Genomic DNA, 13,870 nt, shown 5'->3' with positions numbered 1-13,870 from the left:
CTGGCGTTTAACCCTGTTCAATGGTGTTGCGACCCGCCGCCTTGGCCCGGTAAAGCGCTTCGTCTGCACGTTTAAGGACTTGGTCACTGCGTTCGCCGGGCTTAAATGCGGCCAAACCGATTGAAACCGTGACGGTCACGGGCTCACCCTTAAAGTGAAACGGGCATGCCTCGATTGCAGCACGTAACTTGTTGGCCAGTTGCACACCCACAGCCAGGGCCGTAGCGGGCATCAACAGGACGAATTCCTCACCCCCAAAGCGGGCAATAAAGTCGTTGGGGCGCAAGCGTTTACGCAATTGCGTGGCGATGATCTTCAAAACCTTGTCGCCCGCCAAATGACCATAGCCATCGTTGATGCGCTTAAAGTGGTCCAGATCGAGCATAGCCACCAGCAGCATGTTGCCGTGCTGTTGCCATTGTTCTACCTCGTGGGCCAGTCGCTCGCCCCACGCCGCCCGGTTGGGCAAGCCGGTCAAAGGATCGATCAGGGCCTTTTGGCGCTGCTCTTCAAGGTGCTCGCGGTAGCCTTGGGCTTCTTGTTCCATATGCGCTACACGCTCAGCCAGGCCTTGCAGGTGGGCAGCCACTTCCTGCTCACGGGCATCGCGCTGTTGCTGATGCTGGTCCATGGTGCCCAGCAACCCTTCCAACCGGCTTTCAAGGATGTGTTTAAGGCTGTTCAGGTCCGCGGCGTCTTGCACGCTGTTCTGCAGATCGTCAACGTGCTCACGCAGTTGGGTGTGCATGTCATCCGCTGCGGTACGCCCCTCAGCATGGCCTTCGCTGGCGGCTTGAAGGTTGCCCTGAAAGGACTCGAGTCGCTCGTTCAATTGCTTGAGATAGGCTTCGAACTCATGCTGACCGCTGTCCGTAATGGCCAGCATCAAAACCGCAAGATCGTCGAGGATGGGCAGCAATTCGTACCAGTTCAACCCTTTTTCGAGACGGCTGCGCATGGCTTCAGCTTGCGGCCGATGATGTTCGGGCAACGAAAGATCATTCAACAGGCCCAGCAATGTTGATTCAATGTGTGTCGCGACCGAGCTGTAGGAGGGCTCAGGGGTGTCGGGCAGCGCGTAAACCGGGTCTTCTTCAGGGCTTGGCTGCTCAAGCGCGTCAGGTTCAGGTTCGAGGGCCGGGGATGCTGGAGTGGGTGGTGTCTGCGCCTGGACAAGCTCGGCTTCAGCCTGGGCGACCACCGACTCCAGCGCGCCGCTCGACGCCTCATCTGCTTCGGTTGCGATCGCTTCGGGCACCTCGGCACCTGCAACGTGTGCGACAGGCTCAAGCGGTGGCAGCGACAGGATTTCGGCTTCAATGGCCGAGGGCTGGGGTTGCTCGAGTGCCTGCTCCGGCACGTTGGCTACTTCAACCTCGTGATGTGGTGCAGGCGCAGGCGCAGGCTCGCCAGCAGGCGCAGAGTGCAATGGAACGGGTTCTGCATTGAGAAGCTCCGGGGCGGCGCTAATTAGCTGAGGGCCGGGCGTTTCAGGCTCAGGCGCAGTCTTTTCAGCCTCGGCGCTGCCAAACAAACGTTGCAGCAAGCCCGGTTTCGGCGGCTCTGCATCGTTCAATTGAGGCGCTAGCGCCTGCCCCTGCAAAGCACTCAACTCACCCAAAAGCAGCGGGATCTCACGCGCTTGAGTCACGCGGCTGTCGAGTTGCTTGGCAAAGGTCTTAAGGGGCTTTCTGACGTCCTTGGGCAAGGGCAGCGCCTGCAACTGATTCACCAGCGTGTTGAGCGCAGTACTGATCTGTTCGACCCGGGTTTCCCGGCGCTGCTCAGAGTCGAGCACGGCCTTTTCAAGGCGAGGCATAAGGGCCGCCAGCGCGGCGTCCATTTCGTCGGTGCGCACCGCCTCGCGCATCTCTTTCATGCACTGATCGACTGTACGATCAGAACCTTCGGCGGCCAACGTACTGCGCACCAGCCCACGGCGCAGCAAGTCGAGGCGTGCATTCCAGCGACGCTCGAGTTTTTCTTGTTGTTCGATACTTTTAAGGTACTTCTCTTTCCAGCGCTTGGCGTCGTCGGCGGTCATGCAGGGGGCTCACTGGCGGGGGAACTCAACGCGGGCAGTGAGTCGACACCCACCGAGCCGGGCAAACGTATTTCAACCGCGACCGGTAAATGGTCTGAAATGGGCTGGTCCAGCACCTGAACCCGCTCCAGGGTCAAGGTTGGACTGAGCAAAATATGATCAAGACAACGCTGGGGACGCCAGCTGGGGAAGGTGGCCTCCATTTGCGGGGCCAGCAATCCTAAATCGCGCAATGGCGACGTGTGCAACAGATCACTGGCATGGGTGTTCATGTCACCCATCAATATCTGGTGTTGATAATCGCCAATCAGCTCGCGCACATACGCCAGTTGCAGGGTGCGGGTTTTGGTACCCAACGCCAGGTGCATCATGACGACGACCAGAGCGTCCGCCCCTTCACCGAAACGCACGAGGATCGCGCCTCGACCCGCAGGGCCGGGCAAGGGATGGTCTTCAATCGCAGTAGGACGCAAGCGGCTGAGCACCCCGTTGCTGTGCTGGGCCAGGCGACCGAGATTGCGATTGAGTTGTTGATACCAGTAAGGAAATTCGCCCTGTTGGGCCAGATACTTGACCTGATTGATGTAGCCGGAACGGTGGCTGCCACCGTCCGCCTCTTGCAGCGCAACCAGATCAAAGTCGCTCAATACGTTGCCGATTCTGTCCAGGTTGCCTGTGCGCCCCTTGTGCGGCAGCACGTGCTGCCAACTGCGGGTCAGGTAATGACGATAACCCTGAGTGCTGTTGCCGACCTGAATATTGAAGCTGAGCAAACGCAAACGACGATCGTCCGGCAACCCGCGGGCTGCCAGATGGTCTTCATTGACCTGCGGTTCATGCAGGCCAACGATGCGTTCTTTTTTCCAGCGCCGCACGAGCAAGGCGCTCCTTACTGCTCAACCTTGTTCGCACGCTCTTTGGCAATCAACTGATCTGCAACGTTCAAGGTTTTCTCAGGGCCGCCTGTAGTACCGAGGTCAAAACGGTACTTGCCGTTGACGACCATGGTTGGAACACCGGTGATTTCGTACTTTTTGGCAAGTTCTTTCGCTTTGACGATCTGGCCCTTGATGGCGAACGAATTGAACGTCGCCAGGAACTTGTCTTTGTCTACCCCTTGAGTGGCCAAGAAATCAGCCATGTCAGCAGGATCGGTCAGGCGCTTGCCTTCTTTTTGGATAGCCTCGAACACCGCATTGTGCACTTTATGCTCAACACCCATGGCTTCAAGGGTCAGGAACAGTTGCCCGTGAGCATCCCATGGGCCGCCGAACATGGCCGGAATACGCACAAAATTCACATCCGCAGGCAGCTTCTCGACCCATGGGTTAACCACTGGCTCAAACGCGTAGCAATGCGGGCAGCCGTACCAGAACAACTCAACAACTTCGATCTTGCCAGGCTTAGCGACTGGAACAGCATTAGCCAGCTCGATGTAGGTTTTACCCGCTTCAAGCGGCACATCGGCGGCTTGGGCTGACATGCCAAACAGGCTGGCACTGACGAGAGCGGCGCTGAGGATCAGATTACGCATGCTTTACTCCTGGACAAATAAGGTCACTGTCACGTGACCTGTATTCAGACAGGCCCGCGCAGTCTTGAGTTCGGTAGTGTAACGGCAGATGCCATAAAAAAGGGCAGCCTACGCTGCCCTTTTAAACTCACACTCAAGGATTAAACGATCGTTAACATTGCCATTGCTTCTGCGCTGGCTGCCCGACCCTAGAAACCTTAGTGCAGACCTTGAATGTAGCTGGCCAGGGCCTTGATGTCCTTGTTGCTCAGCTTGGCCGCAATACTGCGCATGACCATGGTGTCGCCGTCGTTTGTACGTTCACCTTCACGGAAATTGGTCAGTTGCTTCTCAATATAGTCCGCGTGCTGGCCGCCCAGATGCGGGAAGCCGGCAGGCGCGTTGCCCTGACCGTCAGGCGAGTGGCAGCCGGTGCAGGAAGGCAAGCCTTTCTCAATATCCCCACCACGGAACAGTGCCTGACCGCGTTCGACCAAAGCAGGGTCGGCAGCGCCCACCGTGTTCTTCTGGCTGGAGTAGTACGCGGCGATGTCCGCAAGATCCTGATCACTCAGGTTGGTCAGCAAGCCGGTCATTTCCAGCACCGTGCGCTTGCCATCCTTGATTTCGTGCAACTGCTTGAGCAGGTATTTGTCACCTTGCCCGGCCAGTTTCGGGAAGTTTGGCGCCATGCTATTGCCGTCGGGACCGTGACAAGCGCCACATACAGCGGTTTTTGCCTGACCGGCAGCAGCATCGCCCACAAGAGCAGTGCCTGCAGCCTGGGCAACACCGGTGACGCCCAAGGTCAACAGCAGACTCACGAGTAATTTGTTCATCAGCTAATCCAACTACGGCTAAGGGTTAAAGAGTTATGGGCCGGGTTCACTCATTCATCACACGATGATCATTACGGTAAACCTCGACACTGCAGTCCATGCACAAACCACGCGGCGGCATCGCCTTGAAACCCTGGGTCACGTGCTGCACCAGCGCTTCCATACCCTTTTTCTTTCTAGTCTCAGGCTTTCCGACGACCGGTTTCGGTTCGGTTGGCGCGGGCCAGAACGTCAGGTAATACAAACGCGGTTGTACACGGCTTCCGGATCCTGTGTAGCCTGAGCGCTATTCGCGGCATCAAGACACCGACAGCCAGCAGTCATAAAACGACCTTTCAGGGTTGGGAGCTTGCTGCGTTCTAATGCGCAACCTAGGTCAATCGCTCCCGTGTACTTCATCCTACGCTGGGACAAAGCGCACACAAAATCTGCGGCATTATATACTGGCGTCACTGAAACGGAAACGACACTGCTCGCCGCGTCCATTCCTGACGCCGCTCACATCGGAAATCCCATGCAACTCAAGAACCCCATTCTCGGTCTGTGCCAACAGGCTAAATTCATGCTTAGCGCCGCCAAAGTCGATCAATGCCCTGACGACGAAGGCTTTGAAGTCGCATTTGCCGGGCGTTCCAACGCCGGTAAATCCAGCGCCCTGAACACCCTGACACACGCCAGCCTGGCACGCACCTCAAAAACCCCAGGCCGTACGCAACTGCTGAACTTCTTCCAGCTCGACGAAGAACGCCGCCTGGTTGACTTGCCGGGTTACGGCTACGCCAAAGTGCCAATCCCGTTGAAACTCCACTGGCAGCGCCACCTGGAAGCCTATCTGGGGAGCCGTGAGAGCCTGAAAGGTTTGATTTTGATGATGGATATCCGTCATCCCATGACCGACTTCGACAAGTTGATGCTCGACTGGGCCGTTCACAGCGGCATGCCGATGCACATCTTGTTGACTAAAGCCGACAAGCTGACGTTTGGTGCCGCCAAGGGTGAACTGCTCAAAGTTCAGTCGCAAATCCGTAAAGGCTGGGGCGACGCAGTCACTATCCAAATGTTCTCCGCCCCCAAGCGCATGGGCCTGGAAGAAGCCTACACGGTGCTTGCGAACTGGATGGAACTGCCCAATAAAGGCGAAGAGGAAGCAGGCGAGTAACAAATCGCAGGCAAAAAAAACCCCGGACTTCGTATGGGGAGGGGGAAGTTCGGGGTTCAAGTACTGAACCGCTAGGGCGGGGTTCAGAATTCTGCCAACACTTAACACAACATTAGGAGCATTGAAGGGCTTCACCACCCATTCAACAGATCTGAGTGATGAAGAAGGATTTAGTTCCAGATGCCTAAAAACTCTTTGATCTAAGCAAATACCCTTCAGCACTAATGGCAAATTGCCTGCGACGATCAGTCGCAGGCAATCCGGCAAATTAGTGCGCCTCATCCCAGTTATTGCCTACGCCCACTTCCACCACCAGTGGCACGTCAAGCTCCGCTGCTTGGCTCATATGGACACGGACCTCGTCGCGCACTTGATCCACCAAGTCTTCGCGCACTTCAAGCACCAATTCATCGTGCACTTGCAAGATGACGCGCGCATCAAGGCCCGAGGCGCTCAACCAATTATCCACCGCCACCATGGCTTTCTTGATGATGTCAGCCGCCGTGCCTTGCATCGGTGCGTTGATCGCGGTGCGCTCGGCGCCTTTACGCAAGGCCGGGTTCTTCGCATTGATCTCGGGCAGGTAGAGGCGACGGCCGAAGATCGTTTCGACATACCCTTGCTCAGCCGCCTGGGTGCGGGTGCGCTCCATGTAATCAAGCACGCCCGGGTAGCGTGCGAAATAACGGTCGATGTACGCCTGCGACTGCTTGCGGTCGACCCCGATTTGCTTGGCCAGACCGAAAGCGCTCATGCCGTAGATCAAACCGAAGTTGATCGCCTTGGCGCTGCGTCGCTGGTCCGTGGTGACATCGCTCAGTTCAACCCCGAACACTTCCGCCGCGGTCGCACTGTGTACATCCAGGTTATTGCGGAAGGCATGCAGCAACCCTTCATCCTTGGCCAAGTGCGCCATGATCCTCAGCTCGATTTGCGAGTAGTCCGCCGCTAGCAACTTGTAGCCTTGTGGGGCAACGAATGCCTGACGAATCCGACGGCCTTCGGCAGTACGAATCGGAATGTTCTGCAGGTTTGGATCACTGGAGGACAAACGGCCTGTCGCCGTGACTGCCTGATGGTAGGAGGTGTGAATCCGCCCCGTCCGCGGGTTGATCTGTTCAGGCAGGCGATCGGTGTAGGTGCTTTTGAGCTTGCTCATCGAACGGTACTGCATCAGCACTTTCGGCAACGGGAAATCTTGTTCGGCCAGTTCAGCCAGAACAGCCTCAGCGGTCGAAGGCTGGCCTTTGGCCGTCTTGCTGATGATGGGCAGGCCCAACTTCTCGTACAGGATCACGCCCAGCTGCTTAGGGGAACTGAGATTGAATTCTTCGCCCGCAATCTCAAACGCCTGGCGTTCAAGCGCAACCATTTTGTCGCCCAGTTCAACGCTCTGTACGCCCAGCAGCTTGGCATCCACCAAGGCACCCTGACGTTCAATACGCGCCAGTACGGGCACCAGCGGCATCTCAATGTCGGTAAGCACACGGTTAAGGCTCGGAATCGCCAGCAGCTTTTCGTGCAACACATTGTGCAGACGCAACGTGATGTCTGCGTCTTCAGCAGCGTAGGGGCCGGCCTGTTCCAGCGAGATCTGGTCAAACGTCAGCTGCTTGGCGCCTTTGCCGGCAATGTCCTGAAAACTCGTGGTGCTGTGCCCCAGATACTTGAGCGCGAGGCTATCCATGTCATGACGCGTGGCTGTGGAGTCGAGCACGTAAGACTCCAGCATGGTGTCGAAGGCAATACCTTGCACCACAATCCCGCACGCCTGATCGCTGCCAATTGCACAGTTGGCCAGAATGTTCATATCAAACTTGGCGTGTTGGCCGACTTTGGCTTTGCTCGGGTCTTCGAGCAGCGGTTTGAGCGCACGCAGTACAGTGTCACGGTCCAGTTGCTCAGGCACGCCCATGTAGGAGTGCGTCAGTGGAATGTAGGCCGCCTCTCCAGGCTTGACTGCGAACGACAACCCCACCAGCTGCGCTTGCTGAGCATCCAGACCCGTGGTTTCGGTATCGAAAGCGATCAGCTTGGCGTCCTGCAGCTTTTTCAGCCACACATCAAACCTGGCCTGATCAAGGATGGTTTCGTACTGCACTTCGCTGTCAGTACTCGTCATCGGCTCTTCATGAACAATCACTTGGCCCGAGCGTTTGGCTTCTCGCTCGACTTCAGCGATCCAGCTTTTGAACTCCAGTTCGGTGTACAACTCGATCAGCTTGTCGCAATCGGGCGCTTTGAGGTGCAAGTCCTCAAGGCCGATATCCAGCGGCACATCAATTTTGATCGTGGCCAGCTGATACGACAAAAATGCCATTTCCCGGTGTTCTTCCAGCTTCGCGGGCAGGTTTTTAGCCCCGCGAATCGGTAGCGTCGGAACGATGTCGAGTTTTTCATACAAGTCGACCAGACCGCCGCCCACACCCACCAGCAAGCCAGAAGCTGTCTTGGGGCCAATGCCCGGAACGCCAGGAATGTTGTCGGAGGAGTCGCCCATCAGCGCCAAGTAATCAATGATCTGCTCGGGCGTCACGCCAAACTTCTCTTTGACCCCTTCAACGTCCAGCACACTGCCGGTCATGGTGTTGACCAGGGTGATGTGGCCGTCGACCAGTTGCGCCATGTCTTTGTCGCCGGTGGAGATCACCACCGGGCGGTCTGCCGCGGCGCTGCTGCGCGCCAGCGTGCCGATCACGTCGTCGGCCTCGACGCCTTCCACACACAACAGCGGGAAGCCCAGCGCGATCACGCTCGCATGCAAGGGCTCGATTTGCACGCGCATGTCATCGGGCATGCTCGGCCGATTAGCTTTGTATTCGGCGTACATGTCATCGCGAAATGTCCCGCCCTTGGCATCGAAAACAACCGCGAACGGGCTGTCCGGGTACTGCTTGCGCAGGCTTTTCAGCATGTTCAACACGCCTTTCACGGCACCTGTCGGCAGGCCCTTGGACGTGGTCAGCGGTGGCAAGGCGTGGAAAGCGCGGTACAGATATGAAGAACCGTCCACCAGGACGAGGGGTGCTTGACTCATGAGCAGGATCAACCTTTTCGGCGAGTCCGGCGCTAGAATGTCCGGACCAATGACGACAAAGGGACAAGGTTATCATGCGCACACTTAATCGCCTGTTGCTCACCAGCTTGATTGCAGCCATTCCGCTGGTAACCTTCGCGGCAGATGAAGCACCTTCCGCCGATCCGGAAGTCACCATTCGCACGGAAGGCGATAAAACCATCCAGGAGTACCGTCAAAACGGCTTCCTGTACGCCATCAAGGTCACCCCAAAAGGGGGCAAACCGTACTTTCTGGTACGCGCTGATGGTTCAGATGGCAATTACATCCGTTCCGACCAGCCGGATATGCTGATTCCATCGTGGAAAATTTTCGAATGGAAATAGCGTCTTAACTTTAATCGGCGCCGCGCCGTCGCGGCGCCCGTACTGGCAGTTTTAACCATGTCTGTTTTCACGCAACTGGCTCGTCCCGAGCTGGAAACTTTTCTTGCGCCTTATGGGCTCGGCCGTTTGCTCGACTTCCAGGGGATTGCCGCGGGTAGCGAAAACACCAACTACTTCATCAGCCTGGAGAAGGGCGAATACGTTCTGACTCTGGTTGAGCGTGGTCCCATCGACGAAATGCCATTCTTCATTGAATTGCTGGACGTGCTGCACGACGCCGACTTGCCGGTGCCCTATGCCTTGCGCACGCTGGATGGCCAAGCCTTACGTGAACTCAAAGGCAAACCCGCGCTGTTGCAACCGCGTCTGGCGGGCAAACACATTCGCGAAGCCAATGCTCAACACTGTGCGCAGGTGGGCGAGCTGCTCGGTCATTTGCATGTGGCAACCCGCGGCAAGGTGCTTGAGCGCAAGACGGACCGTGGCCTGGACTGGATGCTGGCCGAAGGCCCCGCGCTGAAAAAAGACCTGACGCCTGATGCAGCCCGCTTGCTACAACTGGCACTGGATGAAATCAGCGAGCGCAAGGCACAGATTCTGGCGCTGCCACGGGCCAACTTGCACGGCGACCTGTTCCGCGACAACGCAATGTTCGAAGGCACGCACCTGACCGGGCTGATCGACTTCTACAACGCCTGCTCCGGGCCGATGCTGTACGACGTGGCCATTGCACTGAACGACTGGTGCGCAGACGACGCTGGCCAAATAGACGCCCCGCGTGCCCGCGCCTTGCTGGGTGCCTATGCAGCGCTGCGGCCGTTTACCGCCAGCGAAGCCGAGCTTTGGCCCACCCTGCTGCGCGTCGCCTGTGTACGCTTCTGGCTGTCGCGCCTGATTGCGGCACAGACGTTTGCAGGCCAGGACGTGCTGATTCACGACCCGGCCGAGTTCGAACAACGTCTTGCTGCCCACCAAAAGGTCAGCATCGCCCTACCGTTCGCGCTGTAACCGCGCGGCTTTTGTCATCACTGTCGAGGCAGCACCTCTTGCCCCGACAGTGGCTACAAAGATCCGTCTTACAAGCTTTCCAGACAGCCCGCCAAGTCGTTGCCCAACGTCTCCAGCAGTTGCTCATACCCTTGAGCCGTCGCCGGCGTGTAGCCGCCCAACGCATCAAGCTCAGCCAACTTGACGGGCATCCCGGCCGTCAGTGTTTCAGCCAGGCGCGGACGCAACGGCGGCTCACTGAACACACAGGTTTTGCCCACTTGCTGCAATCGCTTGCGCATCGCAGCCACATGTTGAGCACCGGGTTGCACTTCCGATGCGACGCTAAAGACACCTGCATGCTTGAGGCCGTAAGCACTTTCGAAGTAGTCGTAGCCTTCATGGAAGACAAAGAACGGCTTGTCGGCGACCCCCGCCAGACGGGCCTTCAGGCGCGCATCCAACGCATCCAGACGTTCGTTGAACGCTTTCAGGTTGCGCTGATATTTCGCCGCATTCGCCGGATCTTTCTCACTCAGGTCAGTCGCCATTTTGGCGGCGATAACCCGCGCATTCGCGGGCGCCAACCACAGGTGGGCATCCAGCGTGCCGGGGCGATGATCATGATCATGCTCGGCAGCATCCTCATCATGGGAGTGACTGTCTTGGGTAAAGTGACGCAGGGTAAGGCCCGGCAAGGTCTGTACAGACACCGACGGCGCTGCACGCCCATTAAGCACCCGCGGCATGAAGCCCTCCATGTCCGGGCCGATCCAGTACAGCAGGTCGGCAGACTGCACACGCCGTACGTCGGATGGACGAAGTGCGAAGCTGTGTGGCGACGCATTGGGCGGCAGCAATACGTCCGGCGTGCCCACACCGTCCTGCACGGCAGCCGCGATCAGCTGCAAGGGTTTGATGCTGGTGAGCACCTTAACGTCCGCCTGAGCCGGGCCGATCACCAGCAAACAGGCACTGAAAGCAATAAAAATCGAAAAAAGACGGGACACGATGAGCACTCGAAGTGGTTGAAACGGGTAACATAATAACGTCTCTCTCAGAAATCGTCGCCGCCCATGCCTATTACACCCCTCGCCAGCCGCCCACATGACCACTCCCATTGCGTCCACAGCGCCCTCAGCGAAGCCGATGCTTTGTGTGCGCAAAAGGGCTTGCGCCTGACCGCATTGCGCAAGCGTGTGCTGGAGCTGGTATGGCAGAGCCACAAGCCGCTGGGCGCGTACGACATTCTGGCCGTACTCAGCGAGCAAGACGGACGCCGCGCTGCGCCGCCTACTGTGTACCGGGCACTCGACTTTCTGTTGGAAAACGGCCTGGTGCATCGCATCTCGTCACTCAACGCCTTTATCGGATGCAGCCACCCCGAGCACCCGCATCAGGGCCAGTTCCTGATTTGCCGCACCTGCCACGCAGCCATTGAGCTGGAGCAAAAATCCATCAGCGATGCGATTATCAGCAGCGCGCAGGATGTCGGCTTTACTGTCGAAGGCCAGACTGTTGAAGTGGTCGGGCTGTGCGCAGGTTGCCGGGAGGCTTGATGAGCGCTGCATTGATTCGCCTTGAACACGTCACCGTGACCTATTCCGGGCAAAACGTGCTCGACAATATCGAACTGAGCGTCGAACCCGGGCAAATTGTGACCCTGATCGGCCCGAATGGCGCGGGTAAAACTACATTGGTCAAAGCGGTGCTCGGGCTGATCAAACCGACGAACGGCAGTGTTTGGCGCAAGCCCAAGCTGCGTGTGGGGTATATGCCGCAAAAATTGCACGTCGACCCGACGCTGCCCCTCTCGGTGCTGCGCTTTTTGCGGCTGGTGCCGGGCGTTGATCGCGCTCAGGCACTGCAAGCCTTGAAAGAAGTAGGCGCCGAAAAAGTCATCGACAGCCCGGTACAAAGTGTCTCCGGCGGCGAAATGCAACGTGTGCTGCTCGCCCGGGCCTTGCTGCGCAAACCTGAACTGCTGGTGCTCGACGAGCCGGTGCAGGGCGTGGACGTGGCGGGTCAGTCCGAGTTGTACGCACTCATTACCCGTTTGCGCGACCGTCACGGCTGCGGCGTGCTCATGGTGTCCCACGACCTGCACTTGGTGATGAGCACCACTGACCAGGTGGTGTGCCTCAACCGTCACGTCTGCTGCTCGGGCCACCCGGAGCAGGTCAGCGGCGACCCCGCATTCGTCGAGCTGTTCGGCAAAAACGCACAAAGCCTGGCGATTTATCACCACCATCACGACCACGCCCATGACTTGCATGGCTCTGTGGTAACCGAAGGCGCTCCAACAGCGCACGCACACGTTCATGGAGAAGGCTGCAAGCATGGCTGATTTTTTGTTTTACGCCCTGCTGGCTGGCTTGGCTTTGGCGGTGGTTGCAGGCCCCCTGGGGTCATTTGTGGTGTGGCGACGCATGGCCTATTTCGGCGATACGTTGTCCCACGCGGCCCTGCTGGGTGTGGCCCTGGGCTTCTTGCTGGACATCAGCCCGGCCATTGCCGTGACGGTCGGCTGCCTGTTGCTGGCCATTCTTCTGGTCACCTTGCAACAACGACAACCGCTGGCTTCAGACACGCTTCTCGGAATTCTCGCACCCAGCACCTTGTCCCTCGGGCTGGTCGTACTAAGCTTCATGCATGAAGTGCGGATTGACCTGATGGCCTACCTGTTCGGTGACCTGCTGGCGATCAGCCCGACAGACCTGATGTGGATTGTGGGAGGCAGCGCTGCGGTGCTGGCGCTATTGGTCGCATTGTGGCGACCGTTACTGGCGATTACAGTGCACGAAGAGCTGGCGATGGTCGAAGGTTTGCCCGTCGCCGCACTGCGCATGACCCTGATGCTGTTGATTGCTGTGGTGATTGCCGTGGCAATGAAGATTGTCGGAGTGCTGTTGATTACATCGCTGCTGATCATCCCGGCGGCAGCGGCTCAGCGCCATGCCCGCTCCCCTGAACAAATGGCCCTTGGCGCGAGTGTGCTGGGGATGATGGCCGTGTGTGGTGGCCTTGCGCTGTCGTGGTTCAAGGACACGCCGGCTGGCCCGTCGATTGTGGTGTGTGCCGCTGCACTGTTTCTGCTGAGTTTTGTTCTGCCCCGTCGAGGGGTGTAGACTTGCTCGTTTTTTGCGCACTTAGAGAGCCGCAGGAATGAAGCTGTTCAACTACCGTTACGTGCTCCTTGCCGCATTTACCGTGCTGCTGGGCGCCTGCCAAAGCACTCCGACTGCCGACCAGCTCGCGCAGCAACAGCGTGCCGCGGCCATCGCTCAACTGGAGCAAAACCTGGCCAGCAGCGAACTTGCGACCGCCGAAGACGAATTGGCGACCCTGCAAGCGCAAACCCCGGACGACCCGCAGTGGGTGCAGTACCAGCGCCAACTGGCTGAGGCCTACCTGCAACGCAGTCAGATCTTCCTGCAAAAGGGCGATGTGAACGCGGCAGCCACCGCGTTGAGCCGTGCTCGCACCCTCATGCCCAAGGCGCCCGCCCTGACTAGCGGCGTCAACAGCGCGATCGCCCATGCGCGCAAAGCCGAGCTGGATAAAGCCGAAGCCGCGCTCAAGGCGGCTGAAGCGCGCCCACCGGCCAAGGTCATCGACCCGGCAGCCGAAAGCACGACTGTTGCTTTGAACATCACCGATATCAAGAAACTTCGCCACCAACTGGACCTGATCGCGCAAGACATCGTCAATTATCAGTGCGCCGTCACGCTGCAAGTGCCGCGCACAGCCGATTACCCATGGCTGGCGACCTTGATCAGCAAGCGGGTTAAAAAACTTGACCCTGAGTTCGACCTCAAGCTTGACCGCCACATCGTGCGCCATGTCCCCGCGCAAATGGTGCTGATTCCAAGCAAGCCTTGATCGACAGGCTACCGACGTAAAAAAACGCGCTTGCAGGTTCTGCA

13 protein-coding genes and 1 pseudogene are annotated in these 13,870 nt (G+C 58.2%); 7 read left to right on the top strand and 7 right to left on the bottom strand.

What is annotated here, in order from left to right:
• Nucleotides 1-7: 7 nt before the first annotated feature.
• The 5 genes and pseudogenes from HBN61_RS06555 to HBN61_RS06535 all read right to left on the bottom strand — a co-directional run bounded on the left by HBN61_RS06555 (nucleotide 8) and on the right by HBN61_RS06535 (nucleotide 4,695).
• Complete coding sequence (locus HBN61_RS06555; protein ID WP_170046376.1) at nucleotides 8-2,044, bottom strand: GGDEF domain-containing protein; 2,037 nt, start codon at nucleotides 2,042-2,044, stop codon at nucleotides 8-10.
• Nucleotides 2,041-2,919 (bottom strand): endonuclease/exonuclease/phosphatase family protein, encoded by an 879-nt coding sequence (locus HBN61_RS06550; protein WP_094991766.1) that lies wholly within the window; start codon nucleotides 2,917-2,919, stop codon nucleotides 2,041-2,043. Before HBN61_RS06550 ends, HBN61_RS06555 begins: the two co-directional genes overlap by 4 nt.
• Before the next feature lie 14 nt (nucleotides 2,920-2,933).
• Nucleotides 2,934-3,578 (bottom strand): thiol:disulfide interchange protein DsbA, encoded by a 645-nt coding sequence (gene dsbA, locus HBN61_RS06545; protein WP_094991767.1) that lies wholly within the window; start codon nucleotides 3,576-3,578, stop codon nucleotides 2,934-2,936.
• A gap of 197 nt (nucleotides 3,579-3,775) precedes the next feature.
• A complete protein-coding gene (locus tag HBN61_RS06540; protein ID WP_094991768.1) occupies nucleotides 3,776-4,396 on the bottom strand; it encodes a c-type cytochrome in 621 nt (206 codons plus the stop codon).
• Nucleotides 4,397-4,442: 46 nt separating this feature from the next.
• Nucleotides 4,443-4,695: pseudogene (locus HBN61_RS06535) on the bottom strand (c-type cytochrome).
• Between the two features lie 215 nt (nucleotides 4,696-4,910).
• Here HBN61_RS06535 and yihA point away from each other — a divergent pair.
• Nucleotides 4,911-5,555 carry a ribosome biogenesis GTP-binding protein YihA/YsxC gene (gene yihA, locus HBN61_RS06530; RefSeq protein WP_094991769.1) on the top strand — a complete coding sequence of 215 codons (645 nt, stop codon included), beginning with the start codon at nucleotides 4,911-4,913 and terminating at the stop codon, nucleotides 5,553-5,555.
• A gap of 268 nt (nucleotides 5,556-5,823) precedes the next feature.
• Here the strand turns inward: yihA and polA are convergent, their stop codons facing one another.
• Nucleotides 5,824-8,592, bottom strand: coding sequence for a DNA polymerase I (gene polA, locus HBN61_RS06525; protein ID WP_170046375.1), 2,769 nt, complete (start codon nucleotides 8,590-8,592; stop codon nucleotides 5,824-5,826).
• 74 nt (nucleotides 8,593-8,666) lie between these two features.
• Between polA and HBN61_RS06520 the strand changes: the two genes are divergently transcribed.
• Together HBN61_RS06520 and HBN61_RS06515 are read left to right on the top strand one after the other, a co-directional pair.
• Nucleotides 8,667-8,957 carry a DUF2782 domain-containing protein gene (locus HBN61_RS06520; protein ID WP_094991771.1) on the top strand — a complete coding sequence of 97 codons (291 nt, stop codon included), beginning with the start codon at nucleotides 8,667-8,669 and terminating at the stop codon, nucleotides 8,955-8,957.
• 57 nt (nucleotides 8,958-9,014) lie between these two features.
• Entirely contained in the window at nucleotides 9,015-9,965 is a 951-nt protein-coding gene (locus tag HBN61_RS06515) for a homoserine kinase (RefSeq protein WP_169962333.1), read from the top strand.
• Nucleotides 9,966-10,033: 68 nt separating this feature from the next.
• On the opposite strand, the gene HBN61_RS06510 is transcribed toward HBN61_RS06515, so the two are convergent.
• Nucleotides 10,034-10,954: a metal ABC transporter solute-binding protein, Zn/Mn family gene (locus HBN61_RS06510; protein ID WP_169962335.1), complete on the bottom strand. Its 921-nt coding sequence runs from the start codon at nucleotides 10,952-10,954 to the stop codon at nucleotides 10,034-10,036.
• Between the two features lie 66 nt (nucleotides 10,955-11,020).
• On the opposite strand from HBN61_RS06510, the gene HBN61_RS06505 reads away from it, so the two are divergent.
• Genes HBN61_RS06505 through HBN61_RS06490 form a run of 4 tightly spaced genes read left to right on the top strand, consistent with a single transcriptional unit; the run spans nucleotide 11,021 to nucleotide 13,826 of the window.
• Entirely contained in the window at nucleotides 11,021-11,503 is a 483-nt protein-coding gene (locus tag HBN61_RS06505; protein WP_094991773.1) for a Fur family transcriptional regulator, read from the top strand.
• Nucleotides 11,503-12,291 carry a zinc ABC transporter ATP-binding protein ZnuC gene (gene znuC / locus HBN61_RS06500; RefSeq protein WP_094991774.1) on the top strand — a complete coding sequence of 263 codons (789 nt, stop codon included), beginning with the start codon at nucleotides 11,503-11,505 and terminating at the stop codon, nucleotides 12,289-12,291. The genes HBN61_RS06505 and znuC overlap by 1 nt, the downstream gene beginning before the upstream one ends.
• A complete protein-coding gene (gene znuB / locus HBN61_RS06495) occupies nucleotides 12,284-13,072 on the top strand; it encodes a zinc ABC transporter permease subunit ZnuB (RefSeq protein WP_094991775.1) in 789 nt (262 codons plus the stop codon). Before znuC ends, znuB begins: the two co-directional genes overlap by 8 nt.
• Before the next feature lie 37 nt (nucleotides 13,073-13,109).
• The gene (locus tag HBN61_RS06490) at nucleotides 13,110-13,826 is read left to right on the top strand and encodes a PA5502 family lipoprotein (RefSeq protein ID WP_094991776.1); all 717 of its coding nucleotides are present in this window, start codon (nucleotides 13,110-13,112) and stop codon (nucleotides 13,824-13,826) included.
• Nucleotides 13,827-13,870 lie beyond the last annotated feature (44 nt).

The organism is Pseudomonas sp. WS 5071, assembly GCF_012985765.1.
Classification (GTDB): Bacteria; Pseudomonadota; Gammaproteobacteria; order Pseudomonadales; family Pseudomonadaceae; genus Aquipseudomonas; species Aquipseudomonas lundensis_A.
Note: the sequence above shows the minus strand (reverse complement) of the source record. Positions and strands in the feature narration are given on the sequence as shown.

Excerpts from the sequence above, each read along its gene's own strand:
- HBN61_RS06555 (WP_170046376.1), bottom strand. The coding sequence starts at position 2,044 with ATGACCGCCGACGACGCCAAGCGCTGGAAAGAGAAGTACCTTAAAAGT.
- dsbA (WP_094991767.1), bottom strand. The coding sequence starts at position 3,578 with ATGCGTAATCTGATCCTCAGCGCCGCTCTCGTCAGTGCCAGCCTGTTT.
- HBN61_RS06540 (WP_094991768.1), bottom strand. The coding sequence starts at position 4,396 with ATGAACAAATTACTCGTGAGTCTGCTGTTGACCTTGGGCGTCACCGGT.
- yihA (WP_094991769.1), top strand. The coding sequence starts at position 4,911 with ATGCAACTCAAGAACCCCATTCTCGGTCTGTGCCAACAGGCTAAATTC.
- polA (WP_170046375.1), bottom strand. The coding sequence starts at position 8,592 with ATGAGTCAAGCACCCCTCGTCCTGGTGGACGGTTCTTCATATCTGTAC.
- HBN61_RS06520 (WP_094991771.1), top strand. The coding sequence starts at position 8,667 with ATGCGCACACTTAATCGCCTGTTGCTCACCAGCTTGATTGCAGCCATT.
- HBN61_RS06515 (WP_169962333.1), top strand. The coding sequence starts at position 9,015 with ATGTCTGTTTTCACGCAACTGGCTCGTCCCGAGCTGGAAACTTTTCTT.
- HBN61_RS06505 (WP_094991773.1), top strand. The coding sequence starts at position 11,021 with ATGCCTATTACACCCCTCGCCAGCCGCCCACATGACCACTCCCATTGC.
- znuC (WP_094991774.1), top strand. The coding sequence starts at position 11,503 with ATGAGCGCTGCATTGATTCGCCTTGAACACGTCACCGTGACCTATTCC.
- znuB (WP_094991775.1), top strand. The coding sequence starts at position 12,284 with ATGGCTGATTTTTTGTTTTACGCCCTGCTGGCTGGCTTGGCTTTGGCG.
- HBN61_RS06490 (WP_094991776.1), top strand. The coding sequence starts at position 13,110 with ATGAAGCTGTTCAACTACCGTTACGTGCTCCTTGCCGCATTTACCGTG.